At 51.4% G+C, this 19,315-nt stretch carries 15 protein-coding genes and 1 pseudogene; all 16 read left to right on the forward strand.

Going from position 1 to position 19,315, the window contains the following annotated elements:
• Positions 1-41 precede the first annotated feature (41 nt).
• Positions 42-125 (forward strand): annotated as a pseudogene (locus LIZ87_RS14515) (Maff2 family mobile element protein); the annotation flags it as partial.
• A gap of 306 nt (positions 126-431) precedes the next feature.
• A complete protein-coding gene (locus LIZ87_RS14520; protein ID WP_097772855.1) occupies positions 432-1,298 on the forward strand; it encodes a VirB6/TrbL-like conjugal transfer protein, CD1112 family in 867 nt (288 codons plus the stop codon).
• An 18-nt stretch (positions 1,299-1,316) separates the two neighbouring features.
• Complete coding sequence (locus tag LIZ87_RS14525) at positions 1,317-1,709, forward strand: PrgI family protein (RefSeq protein ID WP_002576402.1); 393 nt, start codon at positions 1,317-1,319, stop codon at positions 1,707-1,709.
• A gap of 19 nt (positions 1,710-1,728) precedes the next feature.
• Positions 1,729-4,116 carry a VirB4-like conjugal transfer ATPase, CD1110 family gene (locus LIZ87_RS14530; protein WP_227148145.1) on the forward strand — a complete coding sequence of 796 codons (2,388 nt, stop codon included), beginning with the start codon at positions 1,729-1,731 and terminating at the stop codon, positions 4,114-4,116.
• A gap of 3 nt (positions 4,117-4,119) precedes the next feature.
• Positions 4,120-5,889 carry a C40 family peptidase gene (locus LIZ87_RS14535; protein WP_227148088.1) on the forward strand — a complete coding sequence of 590 codons (1,770 nt, stop codon included), beginning with the start codon at positions 4,120-4,122 and terminating at the stop codon, positions 5,887-5,889.
• A gap of 35 nt (positions 5,890-5,924) precedes the next feature.
• Positions 5,925-6,176 carry a DUF4315 family protein gene (locus LIZ87_RS14540; RefSeq protein WP_117963957.1) on the forward strand — a complete coding sequence of 84 codons (252 nt, stop codon included), beginning with the start codon at positions 5,925-5,927 and terminating at the stop codon, positions 6,174-6,176.
• Positions 6,173-7,336, forward strand: a complete 1,164-nt coding sequence (locus LIZ87_RS14545; protein WP_227148090.1) for a CD1107 family mobile element protein — start codon at positions 6,173-6,175, stop codon at positions 7,334-7,336. The genes LIZ87_RS14540 and LIZ87_RS14545 overlap by 4 nt, the downstream gene beginning before the upstream one ends.
• A 108-nt stretch (positions 7,337-7,444) precedes the next feature.
• Positions 7,445-9,523: a DNA topoisomerase 3 gene (locus LIZ87_RS14550; RefSeq protein ID WP_227148092.1), complete on the forward strand. Its 2,079-nt coding sequence runs from the start codon at positions 7,445-7,447 to the stop codon at positions 9,521-9,523.
• Positions 9,520-10,407, forward strand: a complete 888-nt coding sequence (locus LIZ87_RS14555; RefSeq protein ID WP_227148095.1) for an LPD16 domain-containing protein — start codon at positions 9,520-9,522, stop codon at positions 10,405-10,407. Before LIZ87_RS14550 ends, LIZ87_RS14555 begins: the two co-directional genes overlap by 4 nt.
• Positions 10,404-10,712 (forward strand): hypothetical protein, encoded by a 309-nt coding sequence (locus LIZ87_RS14560; protein ID WP_008396497.1) that lies wholly within the window; start codon positions 10,404-10,406, stop codon positions 10,710-10,712. Before LIZ87_RS14555 ends, LIZ87_RS14560 begins: the two co-directional genes overlap by 4 nt.
• Entirely contained in the window at positions 10,699-11,292 is a 594-nt protein-coding gene (locus LIZ87_RS14565) for a YodL domain-containing protein (RefSeq protein WP_101871407.1), read from the forward strand. The genes LIZ87_RS14560 and LIZ87_RS14565 overlap by 14 nt, the downstream gene beginning before the upstream one ends.
• Positions 11,293-11,499 (forward strand): transposon-transfer assisting family protein, encoded by a 207-nt coding sequence (locus LIZ87_RS14570; RefSeq protein ID WP_101871406.1) that lies wholly within the window; start codon positions 11,293-11,295, stop codon positions 11,497-11,499.
• Complete coding sequence (locus tag LIZ87_RS14575; RefSeq protein WP_227148097.1) at positions 11,468-11,632, forward strand: hypothetical protein; 165 nt, start codon at positions 11,468-11,470, stop codon at positions 11,630-11,632. Before LIZ87_RS14570 ends, LIZ87_RS14575 begins: the two co-directional genes overlap by 32 nt.
• A 668-nt stretch (positions 11,633-12,300) precedes the next feature.
• Positions 12,301-12,645: a TnpV protein gene (locus LIZ87_RS14580; RefSeq protein WP_227148148.1), complete on the forward strand. Its 345-nt coding sequence runs from the start codon at positions 12,301-12,303 to the stop codon at positions 12,643-12,645.
• A gap of 3,707 nt (positions 12,646-16,352) precedes the next feature.
• Entirely contained in the window at positions 16,353-18,884 is a 2,532-nt protein-coding gene (locus LIZ87_RS23095; RefSeq protein ID WP_330664632.1) for an SNF2-related protein, read from the forward strand.
• Positions 18,881-19,213 (forward strand): plasmid mobilization protein, encoded by a 333-nt coding sequence (locus LIZ87_RS14590; protein ID WP_002576391.1) that lies wholly within the window; start codon positions 18,881-18,883, stop codon positions 19,211-19,213. Before LIZ87_RS23095 ends, LIZ87_RS14590 begins: the two co-directional genes overlap by 4 nt.
• Positions 19,214-19,315 lie beyond the last annotated feature (102 nt).

Consider the following 19,315-nt stretch of genomic DNA (forward strand, 5'->3'; position numbering starts at 1 on the left):
ACGCCGCCGCCCGCCATCGAGCAGAGTTTTACACCTAATTGGGGATAAAACAGCTGATGGCCGGTGGCGGTGTAGCACTGATCGGCACGACTCTGGTGCCGCTGCTTTCCGGTCTGTTCGGTTAAGCAAAGGCTGTCGGAGCGAAGATTCCGACCGGGCGGCGAAAGCTGCCTGTTACATAGTCAGGTGCAGGCAATCTCCGCAGCTGGCTATTTTCTGCGCTCTCCGGCAGGTGCACATGTTGGAAGTATGACGCAGAACCGCAGTTTAGAATCGCACCGGCTGATAGGCCGGACAAGTTACAGGAGGACAAATCTATGGCGTTTCTTACTACAACTGCATCGGCACTGTCTCTTTTCTCACAGCTGTTCATGCTTCTGTCCCGGATGGCGAAGCTGTTCGGCGTGTTTGCGTAAGAAAGGAGGCGGCTCATGCAGAGTATCCTTGAACAGATCACAGATTGGCTCAAGAGCATGATCATCAGCGGCATCATGGGAAATCTTTCAGGGATGTTCGATTCGGTCAACCAGCAGGTTGGACAGATCGCAGGCGATGTGGGAACCACACCGGCGAACTTTTCACCTGCGGTCTTTTCTATGATCCGCAACATCTCGGAATCCGTGATCCTGCCCATTGCCGGAATGGTGCTGACATTCATCGCCTGTTATGAGCTGATCCAGATGCTTATCGAGCATAACAATCTGGCAAATTTCGAGACCTGGACATTTTTCAAATGGGTCTTTAAGACCTTTCTGGCAGTGACTCTGATCTCGAACACATTCAATATCACGATGGCTGTCTTTGATGTGGCACAGCAAGTGATCTCTCGAAGCGGCGGTCTGATTTCCGGCAGTACGTCCGTCAGTGATGCGACCCTGACAGCAATGCAGGCTACACTGGAAGGAATGGACTTGGGACCGTTGCTGGGACTGTATTTGCAGACCTTTGTGGTTCAGGTCACGATGCTGGCGTTGTCGGCTATCATCTTTGTCATCGTGTATGGCCGAATGGTGGAAATATATCTCATGGTGAGCCTTGCACCGATCCCGTTCGCAACCTTTGGCAACCATGAGCAGAGCCATACCGGTCAAAACTATCTGCGCTCCCTGTTTGCACTGGGATTCCAGGGATTTCTTATCATAATCTGTGTAGGCATCTATGCAGTTCTGATTCAGAACCTGTCCTTTTCGGATAACATTATCAGCAGCATTTGGGGCGTTATGGGTTATACGGTTTTGCTGGCATTTACCCTATTTAAGACGGGAAGCCTCGCGAAATCCGTGTTTGCAGCGCACTAAGGAGAGGAGGAATGATTCATGGCATCTTATATTTCTGTGCCGCGAGACCTTTCAAAGGTCAAAACCAAGGTATTTATGAACCTGACCAAACGGCAGATTCTCTGCTTCGGAGCCGGTGCGCTGATTGGCGTTCCGGTTTTCTTTTTGCTTAAATCCAGCGGGAATCTTAGTCTTGCTGCACTTGGCATGATGGCAGTGATGCTGCCGCTTTTCTTTCTTGCCATGTATGAGAAAGATGGTCAGCCGCTGGAAGTGGTGGCAAAGCACTTCTATGAGGCAAAGTTCAAGCGGCCGAAAACGCGGCCTTACAAAACAAAAAATTACTATGCACTGCTGGTTCAGCAGGCAGACGTGGAAATGGAGGTAAATCGCATTGTTCAAAATTCTCGAAAAGCTGACAGCGAAGAATAAAAAGCAGGAGGACATCCGAATGCCGTCCCATCTGTCAGCCGCAGAGCAGAAACAGGTGCAGATGGTGATCGACCGTGCAAGGGGTGACCGCACGGTTCCGCATTCGGCACAGGAGAGCATTCCTTTTCAGCGGATGTTCCCGGACGGTATTTGCCGTGTGACGGACAACTACTACACCAAAACCATCCAGTTTCAGGACATCAATTATCAGCTGGCACAACAGGAAGATCAGACGGCTATCTTTGAGGAATGGTGCAGCTTCCTGAACTTCTTTGATTCCAGCATCCGCTTTGAGCTTTCTTTTATGAATATGGCTACGGATGCCTCGAATTTTGAGAAGATGGTACGCATCCCGTACCAGAAGGATCATTTCAATCCGGTGCGCACGGAGTACAGCACCATGCTCCGCCGTCAGCTTGCCCAGGGCAACAACGGCCTGACCAAGACGAAGTACCTGACATTTGGCATTGAGGCGGAATCCATGAAACAGGCAAAGCCGAGGCTCATTCATATTGAGATCGACCTGATGAACAACTTCAAACGCTTGGGTGTCCGGGCAAAATTGCTGAACGGCAAGGAACGGCTTCATCTGATGCACGATATGTTCCACATGGGTGACCATGACCGATTCAATTTCGATTGGAAGTGGTTGCCAGAGAGCGGGCTGTCGGTAAAGGATTTTATTGCGCCGACCGGTTTTGCCTTTCCGAAAAACCGTATTTTTCAGATGGGCGGGATGTATGGCTCCATGTCCTATCTCCAGATCACGGCTTCCGACCTGTCGGATCAGCTGCTGAAGGATTTTCTGGATATGGAATCCAGCCAGATCGTGACTATGCACATTCAGTCGGTAGACCAGAATAAAGCAATCAAATCCATCAAGCACACCATTACGGAGCTGGATCGTTCCAAGATTGAGGAACAGAAGAAAGCTGTCCGTTCCGGATACGATATGGACATCATTCCGTCAGATTTGGCAACTTACGGCAAGGACGCAAAGGCACTGCTGAAGGAATTGCAGAGCCAGAATGAGCGTATGTTCCTGCTGACCTTTCTGGTGATGAACACCGGCGAGACGGAGCAGGAGCTGGAAACCAATGTGTTTCAAGCTTCCAGTATCGCGCAGAAGTACAACTGCAACCTGCGCCGTCTGGACTTTCAGCAGGAGCAGGGGCTGATGAGCTGTCTGCCGCTGGCACAGAACCTGATTGAGATTCAGCGCAGCATGACTACCAGCAGCACGGCAATTTTCGTTCCGTTTACCACCCAGGAACTGTTTCAGACCGGGAAAGAGGCTCTGTACTATGGGCTGAATGCTCTGTCCAACAACCTGATTATGGTTGACCGGAAAAAGCTCAAAAACCCAAACGGGCTGATTCTGGGTACTCCCGGTTCCGGTAAATCCTTCTCTGCCAAGAGAGAAATCGCCAATGCGTTCCTGGTGACGGATGACGATGTAATTGTGTGCGATCCGGAAGCCGAGTACACGGCACTGGTGAAGAAATTTGAGGGGCAGGTCATTAAAATCAGCCCTTCCAGCACGCAGTATATCAACCCGATGGACATCAATGCGAACTATTCGGAAGAGGATAATCCGATTGCCCTGAAAGCAGATTTCATCCTGTCCCTGTGTGAGCTGATTGTGGGCGGAAAAGAAGGCTTGCAGCCGGTAGAAAAGACGGTCATCGACCGATGTGTGCATCAAATTTACCAGACCTATTTTGAGAATCCGGTGCCGGAGAACATGCCGGTGTTGCAGGACTTGTACGAGGCACTGCTCCGGCAGGATGAAAAGGAAGCACACCATGTGGCAACGGCACTGGAAATCTATGTGACCGGTTCGCTGAACCTGTTTAACCACCGCACCAACGTAGATATCAATAACCGGCTGGTCTGCTATGACATCAAGGAGCTGGGCAAGCAGCTGAAAAAGATCGGTATGCTGGTGGTGCAGGATCAGGTCTGGGGGCGTGTAACCGCCAACCGCAATGCCGGTAAAGCCACCCGCTACTATATGGACGAGTTCCATCTGCTTTTGAAAGAAGAGCAGACAGCGGCTTACAGCGTGGAAATCTGGAAGCGATTCCGTAAATGGGGTGGTATTCCCACCGGCATCACCCAGAACGTAAAAGATCTGCTTTCTTCCCGCGAAGTGACGAACATTTTTGAGAACAGCGACTTCATTTATATGCTGAATCAGGCAGCCGGTGACCGTCAGATTCTGGCGGATCAGCTGAATATCAGCCCGCACCAGCTGTCCTATGTGACTCACTCCGGCGAAGGCGAAGGACTGCTGTTCTACGGAAATGTGATTTTGCCGTTCGTTGATCGTTTCCCGACCGATCTGGAACTGTACCGGATTATGACGACAAAATTAACCGAAGTGCAGGAAGTAAAGGGGGTGTAAGCGATGGCTGGCAAGAAAAATCCGAATCTCGGAGACAAGCTGCGGCAGGAGCGCGAGGGTGCGGAGAACACCCTTCGCGATTCCAGGAACAAAGCCGCCGATAGCAGTACGGGAGACAGCAACAAGAAAAAAGCGGAACACCGAAGGCAGATTCGTCACGAGGCCGATCTTGCCAAGATGCGCAGCAAGAAGCTGAAATCGGAGCAAGAGGTAAAGGCGAAGAAGAATGCAGCCGCTTCCGGGAAAAAGGGCGGAAAGCCTAAGAAGCCGGGAAATCTTGCGGCAGATGCACTTTCAGCCAAAGCGCATCAGAGTGTGCGCAATGCCGACCAGGATAATAATTCCGGTGTGGAGGCAGCGCATTTTACCGAAGGTTCAGCGGAAAGTGCAGCCCGTGCCGGTTCTCGGTTCCAATATGGTCGAAAGCTGCGGCAGTACAAAAAGTTGGAGCGGCTGGAGAAAAAAGCAGATAAAGATGCCGTAGATTCCATCTTTGCGGAACGCATGAAGTCTGATCCGCAGGCTGGCTCGAATTTCTTTTCCCGATGGCGGCAGAAGCAGGCCATCAAAAAAGAGTATGCCGCTACGAAGGCAGGTGCGGCCGCTGCGGAGAACACAGCAGCTGGCACAGCCAAAGCTGCGCAGGGTACTGTCAGTATAACGGAAAAGGCATTTCAGTTTGTGCAGAGCCACTCGCATATCATCATCGGTATCGCAGCCGTGGGACTGCTTGTTTTGGTGATTGCCGGGTCGGTTTCGTCATGCTCCGTCTTGATCAATGGCGGCGGCAATGTGGTGCTGGGGACTTCCTACACGGCAGAAGATGAAGATTTGAAAGGCGTGGAGATGGATTATACCAAGCTGGAAGATAAACTTCGCAAACAAATCGACCGCATTGAAACCGACCATCCGGGTTATGACGAGTATCGCTACAATCTGGCAGAGATTGGTCACAATCCCTATGAGCTTGCTTCTCTGTTGACCGTAGAATTTGAAAACTATACGAGAAGCCAGGTGCAGGCGCGGCTCCAGAGTATTTTTGAAGCGCAGTATGAGTTGAAGCTGGTGGAAAAGGTGGAAATCCGGACGAGGAAAGAAACCCGTGTGGGTTATAGTTACAATCCGATCACCGGAACCGGACACACCTACACTTATCAGGTGACGGTACAGTATGAGTATAAAATCCTCAATGTAACGCTGCTCAATCGAGGCGTGGACTATGTTGCCAGAAATTCCGGCCTTACAGATGACCAGCTGCAACGCTACGAAGTCACACTGGAGTGTCGGGGCAATCGAGATGACCTGTTTGCAGGCATTGCATTTGCAACGCCGGATGGCGCAGGCTCCAGCGGAGAATATCAGGATTACGACATTCCGGGCGAAGCTCTGACGGATGAAAAATTCCGGAAGATGATTACAGAAGCTGAGAAATATCTCGGTTATCCCTATGTTTGGGGCGGCAGCTCGCCGAGTACCAGTTTTGACTGCTCCGGTTTTGTAAGCTGGGTCATCAACCACTGCGGCAATGGCTGGAATGTAGGCAGGCAGACGGCCAACGGTCTGATGGGAAAATGCGACATTATCCCGAAGAGTGAGGCAAAGCCCGGAGACCTGATCTTCTTCCAGAAAACCTACAACACCAGCGGAGCGTCCCATGTGGGCATTTACGTCGGCAACGGGATGATGATCCACTGCGGAAACCCAATTTCCTATGCTTCCATTGAGACGAACTACTGGCGGCAGCACTACTACTGCATGGGAAGAATTCGATAAAAATAGGGCGTTTATTCGCCCGGAAAGGACAGAGTATGAGCTTGAAACTGGAAAAGATTGCTGCGGAGCGGGAGAAAGCCCGCAGAAAACGCGATGAGTGGGAGGAACGCAGAAAGGAATGGGACAGAAAGTACCATGAGCAGGAAAACAGCGAAATCTGTGAAATGGTACATGCCCAGAGCCTGACCCCGGAACAGCTGGCAGTCATCATTCAGATGGCGCAGGCTGCGGTTCCCAACCCGGAAAACATGAAACTGGACGAGAAAGAAACGGAGGATATGGAATGAAAAAGATGATGGCAATGCTGCTTGCCAGCGTGATGGTGGCAGGAACCTTTGCGACTACTGCGTTTGCCTATACGGGCGATGATGTGCAGAAGAACACATCTGTCAGTACCGCTGCGCAGGAAGCGGATGCAGCAGGAAGCGCAAATGCAGGGAAAACGGACAATACCGACAGCATCGAAATCGACCCGGATATGCAGGTGCTGCCGGATGGCTATGAGGTTTCTACGGATGCGGATGGGAACCTGATCGTTACGGTGGGCGGCAAGGAATACAACATCGGCAGCGAAAAGTCTCGAAAGCAGATGGGTACAGTGGTGCCGGGTATCACCAGCCTGCATTTTCGTTCCGGTCCCGGCATGGATCAGGAGATTATCGGATATCTGCATTCAGGCGATACGGTGGAGATTGTCGAAAAATGCGGTGACTGGTATAAGGTGAACTTCAACGGCAAAACTGGGTATGCACATGGAAAGTACCTGAATGTCACGGATTCCGCAAAAGACAGCAGCATGTTCAGTGAAGATGCGCTGAAGCTGTTTCTGGATCTGATGCAGAGTGGAATGTCATCCGAGGATGAGACGGAATCCAGTACAGCTTTGACTCCGGAAGGAAATATGACGCTGGTGGACGATATCGGTGAGGAAGAAGATAAATCCAGCCAGCAGTTCATTACGCTGGTGACAAAGGCGGGTAACACGTTTTATCTGATTATCGACCGCGATAAAGACGGCAACCAGAATGTGCATTTTCTGAATATGGTGGATGAGGCCGATCTGCTTGCGCTGATGGATGAAGAGGAAGCCGCCAAGTATCAGGAGAAGAAACCGGAAGTCACGGAACCTGCTGAAACCGAAAAGCCGAAGGAGACGGAACCTGCACCGGAAGAGCAAAAAACAGAGAGCGAGCAGAAGAAAGCTTCCCCGCTCCCGATGATTATGCTGCTTCTGTTTGTGATCGGTGCAGCCGGTGTCGGCGGTTATCTTTATGTTAAGATGAAGGGCGTAAAGCCTGCGTCCAAGAAAAATCAGCCGGACCCTGATGCGGATTATCACGATGAGGATGAAGACGCGCTCCAGCTGCCGGAGGATGACGGTGACGAGGACGAAGAAGTGGATGTAAACGAGGATTACGAAGCGGAATCGGATGATGAACCTGTCTAATTAAGACTGTGTTGACCTGAGGGGCGGCTGAGAAGCCGTCCCTTTTACATAGCAGTCATGTGCTTCGGTGCCTGGCTGCTAATTTTTTTGCGAAAGGAGCAGTATCGAATGAAGCTTGTATTAGCGGAAAAGCCCTCAGTTGCCATGAATCTCTCGAAGGTGATCGGAGCAAATCAGCGCGGGGACGGTTATATGGAGGGCAATGGTTACCTTGTCAGCTGGTGTGTGGGGCATCTGGTGGAACTTTCCCAGCCGGAAGCCTATGATGAAAAATATGCTAAGTGGAGATATGATGATCTTCCAATTTTGCCGGAACATTGGCAGTATCAGGTGTCCGCCAGCACGAAAAAGCAGTTTGGAATCCTGAAAAAGCTCATGCAGAGGAAAGATGTGGAGAGCCTGATCTGTGCAACTGACGCAGGGCGTGAGGGAGAACTGATTTTCCGATTGGTTTACCATCAGTGCGGCTGCAAAAAGCCGGTAGAACGCCTGTGGATTTCCTCAATGGAGGACAGTGCTATCCGGGAAGGCTTTCAGAAGCTCAGACCGGGAACAGAATATGATGCCTTATATGAGGCGGCGTTATGCCGGGAGCGTGCCGACTGGATTGTCGGAATCAACGCAACCCGGCTTTTTTCATGCCTGTATGGGCAGACCCTGAATGTGGGGCGCGTGATGACACCAACGCTTGCGATGGTGGTCATGCGGGATGCAGCTATTCGGGCGTTCAAGCCGGAACCATTCTACTCGGCAGAATTGAAATTCCGGGATTTTCAAGCGGGTGGTGAGCGGATGAAAGCAAAAGCAGATGCAGAAAAACTGGTGGCAGAGTGCTGTCAGGCGGGTAGTGCCATCATTACCAAGGTGGAGCAGAAAGAAAAATCAGAGAAGCCCCCGGCCTTGTTTGATCTGACATCGCTTCAGAGAGAAGCAAACCGGCAGCTGGGATTCACTGCCCAGCAGACCTTGGATTACACGCAGGCTCTGTACGAGAAGAAACTCGTGACCTATCCCCGTACCGACAGCCGGTATCTGACGGATGATATGGCACCGCTTGTGCCGGAACTTGTTTCCGTGATTCAGCAGAGCTTTCAGATTCAGCCGGATGCACCGGCACCGGTGAATACAGCACAGGTCATCAATACCAAGAAAGTTACCGATCACCATGCTATTATCCCTACAAAAACAGCGGCGGGTTATGACATTTCCTCTCTTCCCAGTGGAGAACAGGCGATTCTTACCATGCTGACGGTGCGGCTGATTTGCGCGGTAGGCACTCCCTGCCGCTATGCAGAGACCATAGTAGAAGCCGAGTGCGCCGGTCAGAAGTTCCGCACGAAAGGCAAAACAGTCACGGATATGGGCTGGAGGCAATATGCAGGAAAGGCAGTTGAAGATGCTGAGAAGAATGCAGAGGCAGGTGAACTTCCGATACTTTCGGAAGGCATGACACTGGAACTTGCCGGTGTCGATCTGAAAGAGGGCAAGACCAGCCCGCCTAAGAGATTTACCGAAGATCTTCTGCTTTCAGCGATGGAGAGTGCCAGCTCGGATGAATTTCCGGCTGGTGTAGAGCGAAAAGGCATCGGCACACCAGCTACACGCGCTGCCATCATCGAAAAACTGGTGCAGAAAGGCTTTATCGAGCGTAGGGGTGATAAGAAAACGAAATACCTTTGCTCTACGGACAAGGGAAATGCGCTGGTGACGGTGGTGCCGGAACAGATTCAGTCTCCATCCATGACGGCAGACTGGGAGGAAAAACTGCTGAAAATAGAACACGGCGAGTATGACAGCGATGCCTTTATGGGCGAAATCAGCAGCATGGTTAGCGGACTTGTTAAAACCTACGAGGCTGTAAAAGGAGCCGATGTGCTGATGCAGCCGGAACGCAAGGTCATTGGTTCCTGTCCCGCCTGCGGCAGTGATGTCTGCGAAACGGCAAAAGGATGGTTTTGCAGGGATAAGAGCTGTAAATTTGCGCTCTGGAAGGAAAACAGGTTTTTTCAGACACTGGGAAAGCAGATGACAGAGGAACTGGCAAAGCAACTGGTAAATCGTGGAAAAGCACGGCTTACCCATTGCTATTCCAGGAAGTCCAATCGTTACTATGACACAACCGTTCATGTAGAGACCGGCGAGGACGGTGCAGCAGCATTTAAGCTGGAGTTTGGAGGTAAAAAATGAGCATGAAAATGATGAATGCAGCTTATCTGGTGGATAATGTCGCTCTGCTTTCCTTGCAGGAAAAGCAGGACGGCGTGGAATTCCATTGTTTTGATATGGACAGCAAGGTGCAGATTGCCGAGGGACACATTGGCTGGGATGTGTTGGATAAACAGCCGTCTTCTACGCTGGAAGAAAGCGCAAGGGTGGTAGCACTTCAGAAGATTTCCCAGCTTGACGGTCTTGCCGTTGCGCCGGTAGCTCCGGAGATGCTGGAGCAGGTACGCGGCGGCAGAAAGGTTCTCTGGCAGATGAAAAAGGCTGATCCTGAGCTGGAGAATGCAAAAAATATCCGGTTTATCACCAGCAACTACGAGGATCGGTTCAAAATTCCGGATGGCAGTGCAGTGGAGATCGAGTATCCGAACCGGAAGTTCTCAGCTCGCTGCGAATATATGGACGAATATCATTTGCGCCTGGGGTATGATGTTTTGCACATCTGTCAGCTGGCAGAAATGCTGGAACGCGGTGGCGGTACATGCCGACCGGAGCCGCTGATTACGGAAGAACGCAGCGCATGGGATTTGGGAAGCAAGGGCTTTCTCGCCATTCAAACCTGTGAGGACGGTTACGACTATACCTTATATCATAAGGACTTCACTGAAATTGACGGTGGACAGATCGACAACCCAGAAATCAGCATGAATGCGGCCAGAGACCAGATCCTTTCGGATTATGGGTTCGGTGGCCGCACCATGACGCGGATTGACTATGATGAACTTTGTGATCGTGCAGAGGAAGCGGAAATCAGCAGACGGGAATCTGTGCTGGGTAAACTCTCGGATTTGTCTTCCAGAACGGATACGCCGGTGAAAGCTGCCAAGGCGAAGGAGGCAGAGCGATGAAATACAAGCTTACGAAGGCAGAGCAGGAAACCGTCATCAATTTTGATAATGAACTGGATACCGCCAGCATTTATACCCATGACAGCCGCCTGATTAAGAAGCTTCGGGAACTGCGAAAACAGTATCCGGAGCAGTTCATTTTGGAGCACCGGGAGCATGGGTCGGTCACTTATACGATTCCGAAACGCTGTGTTGGTATCCGACCGCCGTACAGTGAAAAGCGGCGGGAACAGCAGCGACAGGAAGCAAAGGAAAACGGCCTGCCGTTTATGGAGAAGGGAGAAATGAACGATGGCAAGAATTGAAAAATGGGATGAAGTGCATGGAAATCAGGCACCGGACGAAAGAATGATGGCATTTCTCGACAGTGCTACCGACCAGTATGCGATTTTGCAGCTTCGCCGCATCGAGGATACGGTATATGAACGCTTTTCGTCTATGCGCGAACTGGAACGGATGGGGCTGGAACCGGATATTGACCATTATGAAGTGGTTTATACGGCTCCGCTGCTTCCCTACAAGGATCAGAATACGATGTTGGAGGAACTGTATGCGAAATTCAATGTTTCCCGCCCTGATGATTTTACTGGGCATAGTCTTTCTGTGTCTGACATCGTGGCTTTACGGCAGAATGGTGTTGTAAGCTGTCACTATGTGGATTCCATCGGCTTCCAGGAGCTGCCCGGATTTTTGAAACCGGAGAATTATCTGAAAGCCGCAGAAATGGCAATGGAAGACGATTACGGTATGATTGACGGCGTAATCAATAACGGAAAGAAGGAAGAACCGGCGGAGAAAGCATCGGTTCTGGATCAGCTGAAGGAAAAGCAGGAGGCGGTGCCGCCTGCGCCGCCTCGTAGGTGCTGCGAAGAAAAGGAGTTATAAATGCGTTTTACGGATGACGAATGGATGCTCATGATGCTTTACAGTCCTGGCACACGGACAGGGCTGATTGCAGAGCTTCAGATGATGCAGAAAAGTCTGACCGGCAGAGATAGAAACCTGCGCAGGTGGACGGCCTCGCTGCTTGCGAAACTGGCAGAGATGACGGATGCAGAATATGAGGCACTGGATTTGTATCCAGACGAATAAAGGAGAGGAGGAAAAAATAGATGATGACGAAAACGGCTTATTATATGCAGATGGCGCAGGAAGCTGCGGCACAGATCACTGGCAGCAAAGAGCAGTGGACAGCGTTTCTGACCACATCCGCACGGCTTTATAAGTATCCTTTTGCGGAGCAGCTGATGATCTATAAGCAGAGACCAGAAGCGACGGCCTGTGCAGAGTACGATCTCTGGAATGATCGGATGAACCGCTATGTGAAGCGTGGCTCCAAGGGCATTGCTCTTTTGGACATGCGCGGCGAGCAGCCGAAACTGCGGTATGTATTTGATGTGGCAGATACCGGAGAACGGAAGAATTCCCGACCGGTACAGCTCTGGAAAATGAATGCGGAGCATGAGCAGCCAATCATTCGCGCACTGGATACAGCATTTGATGTTTCTGCCGGTGCTGGGTCTCTGGAAAATCATATCATGGAAGCGGCAGAACGCCTTGCAAGGGATTACTGGGAGGAAAACCGCAGGCAGATCAGTGACATCGTTGCAGATTCCTATCTGGAAGGATATGATGAACTCAACATCGGAGCTTCCTTTAAGAGAGCTGCCGCTGTCAGCATCGCATATTCCGTCTTTACCCGGACGGTGGGCAATGCAGATGACTATTTTGAGCACGAGGATTTTCTGGACATCTTTGATTTTAATACGCAGGCTGCCGCCAATGTGCTGGGAACTGCGGTCAGCGAAATGTCCAGCCAGATCTTCCGGGAAATTGAACGCACGATCCGAACCTATGAAAGAGATAAGCAGGCAGAAAGGAGCCAAAACTATGATGGAGCTGAATTACACGAAGAACGGCGATTACCTGATTCCGGACATCCAGTTGTCGGTGCAGGAACAGAAGCCCCTGGGCAAGTACGGGAGGATGCGCAGAGCGTTTCTGCAGGAGAACAACACGCTGCTGTACAATCACCTGATCCTGACCGAGAAGCTGTACCCGCACCTGTGGGAGATTCAGGAGACCGCGACCGCACGGATGGAGCAGATGATGGCGGATCTTCTGAAAGCGAATCCGGCACCGGACAAGAAATCAAACCAGATGGCCTGGGTGCAGCACATGAACATGCTGAAAGCGCAGGCAGAGGAAGTCATTCTGACGGAACTTATCAACAGTTAAACTTCATGAGTCTGTTTCAGTCCGAAGCAGAGCAGATTCAGAAAATTGATGCGGCGGCAGAAAATGCAGCCAAAGAAGCGGAGAGTGAAAAGCCCTCCGCTTTTGTCATTTCTGAGGATGAAATCGACCGGATGCTGCGGACAGGCTCCAATTTTGAAGGCGGAAAGATCCGTATTTATGCGCTGTATCAGCAGCAAGGGGACGCAAAAGAACGAGCTGCATTCTTGAAAGCGGAATACGGTCTCGGTGGCCACAGCTATACCTTTATGGATGGCAGTCGCGGTTTTGCCGATTATAACGGAAGAGGTATTCTGCTTCGCAATTATGACCATGACCGGGAAGTGCGACTCACATGGTCGGCGGTGGATAAGCGGTTAGACCGGCTTGTGGAAAATGATCAGTACCTGACCGCGCTGGAAATGGAAGAGTATCGGAAGCTGGAGCAGGAATACGGCGCGCCGCTTCCTATGCCGACTGCCGCCCATGTGTTTCCGCCAACGCCACCGGAACGCTACGATACCGGAAATGAGCATGTGGACAACATGCTGAATACGGCTGCGGATGTATATGCCCGGAGTGAACTGGCGGCACCACAGCGGTTTACCGTGATGGAGACAGACGATGGTTATGCGGTCTGGGATGATATTCAGGACGGCATTCATGTGGAGCCGGATGGCGTCAGCGAAGAGTTTACCAGCGAATGGGAGGCAGAGACCTACCGCCAGCAGTTGATTGAAAAAGTTCAGGAACGGGAAGCAAAAGACTGGCTCTATGTTGAACAGAGCAAGCAGAATTTGCAGCAGGACATTCCATTCCCAGATGTGAAATCCGAAGAAGTACAGGAATCGGCTCACGCAGAGACAGATCCTCTGGTACTGGAAATGCAGGAACACGCCAGCGAACTTTCCAGAGAGTCTGGCTATGCACCGGATGAACGGTTTGTGGTCACAATGACCGGCGAGAACTTCCCGGATTCTAAGGATGCGTTTGCCATCTGGGATTATGTCAAAGAAGAGTATTACGGATATTCAGACGGAAAAGTGCAGACATTTGCCGATTATGTGAGTGCATCAGAGGCGTTGCAGGAGATTCGCGGCAGGAACATGGAGGCTGAAAAAGAGCCTGCAACTGTGCAGCCAGAACCCGCAGCTCCGGTGCAGCCGGATTATCGCGTTGGCGATACGCTGTATCTGGACGGAAAGGCATTTACGATTGAAAAAGTCGGGCTTTTCGATGTGGAACTTCGGGACCCGGATTCCGTGTATCCGATCTTCCGCTCGGAAAGCAAGGAAAATCTGGCAAGAATTTTGGGGCATGAGGAAAATGTTCACCTGCACAATCTGGTGGTTGATCTGAATTCTGGAAAAGAAGAAGCGTTCCGGGCAGGGCATGAAGCAAAACATGCGGAGAACTACCGCATCAACAGCTTTCACCTCGGCGAAGGCAGTCCTAAGCAGAAATTCCGTGCCAACATGGATGCCATCTACACGCTGAAAGCCTTAGAAAATCAGCATAGGGATGCGACACCGGAGGAACAGGAAACGCTGGCCAATTATGTCGGCTGGGGTGGGCTGGCAGATGCCTTTGACGCAGAGAAAACTGCCTGGACAGGCGAATATAAGGAGCTGAAAGCAGCTCTTACGGAAGAAGAATATGCCGCAGCCAGGGCTTCGACTCTGAATGCGCATTACACCAGCCCTACCGTGATCCGTGCAATTTATGAGGCATTGGACGGTATGGGATTTGAGAAAGGCAATATTCTGGAACCGTCGATGGGTGTCGGCAACTTCTTCGGTATGCTGCCGGATTCCATGCTGGGGAGCAGGCTCTATGGTGTGGAACTGGATTCCATCACCGGGCGTATTGCGCAAAAGCTGTATCCGCAGGCAGAAATCAAGGTGGCAGGCTTTGAGACCACCGACCGGCGTGATTTTTATGATCTGGCCGTGGGCAATGTGCCTTTTGGCAACTACCGTGTCAGCGATAAGCCATATGATAAACTCGGATTTTCTATCCACAACTATTTCTTTGCCAAGGCACTGGATCAGGTTCGGCCCGGTGGTATCGTGGCCTTTGTTACCAGCCGCTATACGATGGATTCCAAAAATCCGGACGCACGAAAGTATCTGGCGCAGCGGGCAGAATTGCTGGGAGCTATACGACTTCCCAACACCACATTCCGTGCCAATGCCGGTACGGATGTGGTGTCGGATATCATTTTCCTGCAAAAGAGAGACCATCCCATTGATATCGAACCGGATTGGGTGCATCTGGGGCTGACATCGGAGGGTATTACCCTCAACGGCTACTTTGTTGACCACCCGGAAATGGTGCTGGGTGAGATTACAACGGAAAGTACCCAGTACGGCAAGGAAGAATGTACGGTCATTCCGATTCCAGGTGCGGATCTGGGAGACCAGCTGCATGAGGCGGTGCAGCACATCGGCGGTCATTATGAAGCACAGGAGCTGGCACCGGAGGAGGAGTTGTCCTTGCAGGGCAAAACTATTCCGGCAGACCCCAATGTCAAGAACTTCTCCTATGCCGTAGTGGATGGGGATGTCTACTTCCGTGAGAACAGCATCATGCGGAAGGCTGACCTTTCTGCGACAGCCACCGGCAGGATCAAAGGCATGGTGGAGCTTCGCACCATTGTGCAGGAACTGATCGACTATCAGTTGAACGATTACCCGGAGGAAGCGATTGCCCAGAAACAGCGGGAACTGAATGTAGCCTATGACCGATTCGCCGATCAGTATGGGCTTATCAACTCCCGTGCAAATGCGCAGGCTTTTTCAGAAGATTCGTCTTATTATCTGCTCTGCTCTCTGGAAAATGTAGATGAAAACGGCAGGCTGGAATCCAAGGCGGATATGTTCACCAAACGGACGATTCGACCGGAACGGGCTGTTACCAGCGTAGATACTCCGGCAGAGGCTCTGGCAATCTCCATCGGAGAGCGCGGCAAAGTGGATTTGCCCTATATGTCGGAGCTTTTAGGTACACCGGGAGAATTTGAAAAAATCCAGCAGGAACTGCATGGTGTCATTTTCAAAGATCCGATGACGCAGGGCGGCGAGGAAACCGGCTGGGTGACGGCTGATGAATATCTGTCCGGCAATGTCCGGGAAAAACTCCGCGTGGCAGAACTGGCTGCGGCTTCTGACCCTGCCTTTGCGGTAAACACGGAATATTTGAAGAAAGCACAGCCGAAAGACCTGGATGCGTCGGAGATTGATGTGCGCCTTGGTGCCACATGGGTCAATCGGGATTATATCCAGCAGTTTATGGAAGAAACCTTTGAACCGCCGTTCTATCTGCGCAGAAATATTGAAGTGAAATTCTCTCCCATGACGGCAGAATGGCAGATCACCGGTAAGAGTACACCGAGCCGGAATGATGTTCATGCCTATATGACCTACGGCACCAGCCGTGCCAATGCCTATCGAATTCTGGAGGATACGCTGAATCTGCGGGATATTCGTATTTACGATACCGTGGAGGATGCAGACGGCAAGCAGAAACGGGTTCTGAATAAAAAGGAGACCACCCTCGCCCAGCAGAAACAGCAGGCCATTAAGGATGCGTTCCAGAACTGGGTGTGGAAAGACCCTTATCGCCGTGCGGACCTGGTGGAAAAGTATAACGAGCTGTTCAACAGTACCCGTCCTCGTGAGTACGATGGCTCCCACATCCGCTTTGGCGGCATGAATCCGGAAATCCGGCTGCGGGAACACCAGCAGAATGCCATTGCTCATGTGCTGTACGGTGGCAATACACTGCTGGCCCACGAAGTGGGTGCCGGTAAGACCTTCGAGATGGCCGCTTCTGCTATGGAGGCAAAACGGCTGGGACTGTGCCAGAAATCCATGTTTGTCGTTCCGAATCATTTGACCCTTCAGTGGGCAAACGAGTTTCTGCGCCTGTATCCGAGTGCAAAACTGCTGGTGGCAAGCAAAAAGGACTTTGAAACGGCCCGCAGAAAGAAGTTCTGCGCACGAATTGCTACTGGTGATTACGATGCAGTCATCATCGGGCATTCCCAGTTTGAGAAAATTCCGGTGTCCGCAGAACGGCAGGAGCGGATTTTGACTGCCCAGATTGATGAAATCGAAAACGCCATTGCTGAGATGAAATCCCAGAATGGCGAACGTTTCTCCATCAAACAGATGGAAAAGACCCGGAAAGGATTGGAGGCGAGATTGGAGAAACTTCGGGCAACCGACCGAAAAGACGATGTGATTACCTTTGAGCAGCTGGGCGTAGACCGACTGTTTGTAGACGAAGCACATGCCTTTAAGAATCTGTTCCTCTACACAAAAATGCGCAATGTTGCAGGCTTGTCCACATCGGAAGCGCAGAAATCTTCGGATATGTTTATGAAGTGCCAATATATGGACGAGTTGACAGGCGGGCGCGGCATCATTTTTGCGACCGGCACCCCGGTTAGCAACAGCATGACGGAGCTTTACACCATGATGCGGTATCTCCAGTACGGCACGTTGCAGCAGAAAGGGCTGACCCATTTCGACAGCTGGGCTTCTACCTTTGGTGAGACCACCACAGCCATTGAGCTGGCACCGGAAGGAACCGGATACCGGGCAAGAACAAGATTTGCGAAATTCTTCAACCTGCCGGAGCTGATGAACATGTTCAAGGAAGTGGCCGATATCAAGACTTCCGATCAGCTGCATCTGCCAGTGCCGGAGGCAAAGCTTGAAACCGTGGTGGTGCAGCCTTCGGAGCATCAGCAGGCGATGGTGGCAGAGCTTTCGGAACGGGCGGTGGCTGTGCATTCCGGTGTGGTAGACCCATCGGTCGATAACATGCTGAAAATCACATCGGATGGCAGAAAGTTGGGGCTGGATCAGCGGCTGATGAATCCACTCCTGCCGGATGACCCCAACAGCAAGCTCAACGCCTGTGTGCGGAATGTGTTTCGTATTTATGAAGAAGGAAAGTCGGACAAGCTGACCCAGCTGCTGTTCTGCGACCTCAGCACACCGAAAAACGATGGAACCTTTAATGTCTATGAGGATATCCGCGCCAAACTTATTCAATCCGGTGTACCGGAGGAAGAAATCGCATTTATCCATGATGCTGATACCGAGGCAAAAAAGAAAGATTTGTTTGCCAAAGTCCGTACTGGGCAGGTGCGGGTGTTGTTAGGTTCGACACAGAAAATGGGCGCAGGCACGAACGTGCAGGACAGGTTGGTGGCCGTGCATCATCTGGATGTGGGCTGGCGGCCTGCGGACATGACCCAGCGAAATGGTCGTATCATCCGTCAGGGAAACCGCAACAAGGAAGTACAGGTTTATCAGTATGTGACGGAAGGAACTTTTGACGCTTACCTCTATCAGACACTGGAGAATAAGCAGAAGTTCATCAGCCAGATCATGACCAGCAAATCTCCGGTTCGCTCCTGTGATGATGTGGATGAGCAGGCACTTTCCTATGCGGAGATCAAGGCACTTTGTGCAGGAGACCCGCAGATCAAGGAAAAAATGGACTTGGATGTAGATGTTGCAAGGCTGAAGGTGCTGAAAGCTGACCATCAGAGCCAGCAGTACCGATTGGAGGATAAGCTGATGAAATATTTCCCTGCGGAGATTGAGAAAACGCAGGGATTCATCAAGGGCTTTCAGTCGGATATCCGGACGGTGGCGGCACATCCGCTGCCGGAAGAAGGGTTCTGCGGCATGGAGGTAAATGACACACGCTTTACTGAAAAAGCAGAGGCCGGTGAAGCAATCCTCGCGGTCTGTAAAGCCAATCAGAGTTTGGAGCCGGTGACGCTTGGCAGCTATCGCGGTTTCAAGATGGAGTTGTCATTTGATAGCTTCCAGAAAGAGTATCAGGTGCTGCTGAAAGGAGAGATGACCCACCGGGTGCCCATCGGCACCAGTGCTGCGGGCAATATCCAGCGTCTGGATAATGCTCTTGCCGGGATTCCTGCAAGGCTGGAGAAGGCGGAACAGCAGCTGGACAATCTTAGGAGCCAGCAGGAAGCTGCGCAGGCCGAGCTTGGAAAGCCGTTCCCCCAGGAGGCTGAACTGGCAGAAAAGAGTGCAAGACTGGCAGAACTGGACGCACTGCTGAATATGGATGACCGTGGAAATGATGATCCTGACCGTGAAAATACAACGGAAAAGCCGTCTGTCCTGGCAGAGTTGCGTGACCGTGCCGGTCGCATTCCGCCGATGACACATCGAGATGATGAGGAGGTGGCACTATGAGTGTTCGGGAACACTGGATCAATGTCCGGGTAAACCCGGAAGAGCTGGCGAGGATTCGTGAAAAGCAGAAAGAATTGGGGATTCGGAATACCGGTGCCTATATGAGAAAAATGGCGATGGACGGGTACTGCGTAAATCTTGATTTGTCGGATGTGGCGCAGGTATCCACACTTCTTCGCCGATGCAGCAACAACCTGAACCAGTACGCAAAACGCGCCAATGAATCTGGAAGCATCTATGCGGAGGATATCCGGGATTTGCAGAAGCGACTGGATGAACTCTGGGAGATGCAAAAGCTGATCTTAAAGAGGCTTTCTGGTATTCGATGACGGCGCAAACGTGCGGAATTTCTATTGCACATGGCACAGATGAAACAGTCTGTGTCATTACATATTTTTTGCAGGTCTTCCTGTTGACATCGTGGTGTTTGA

The organism is Lacrimispora sp. 210928-DFI.3.58, from assembly GCF_020554865.1.
Taxonomy (GTDB): Bacteria; Bacillota; Clostridia; order Lachnospirales; family Lachnospiraceae; genus Enterocloster.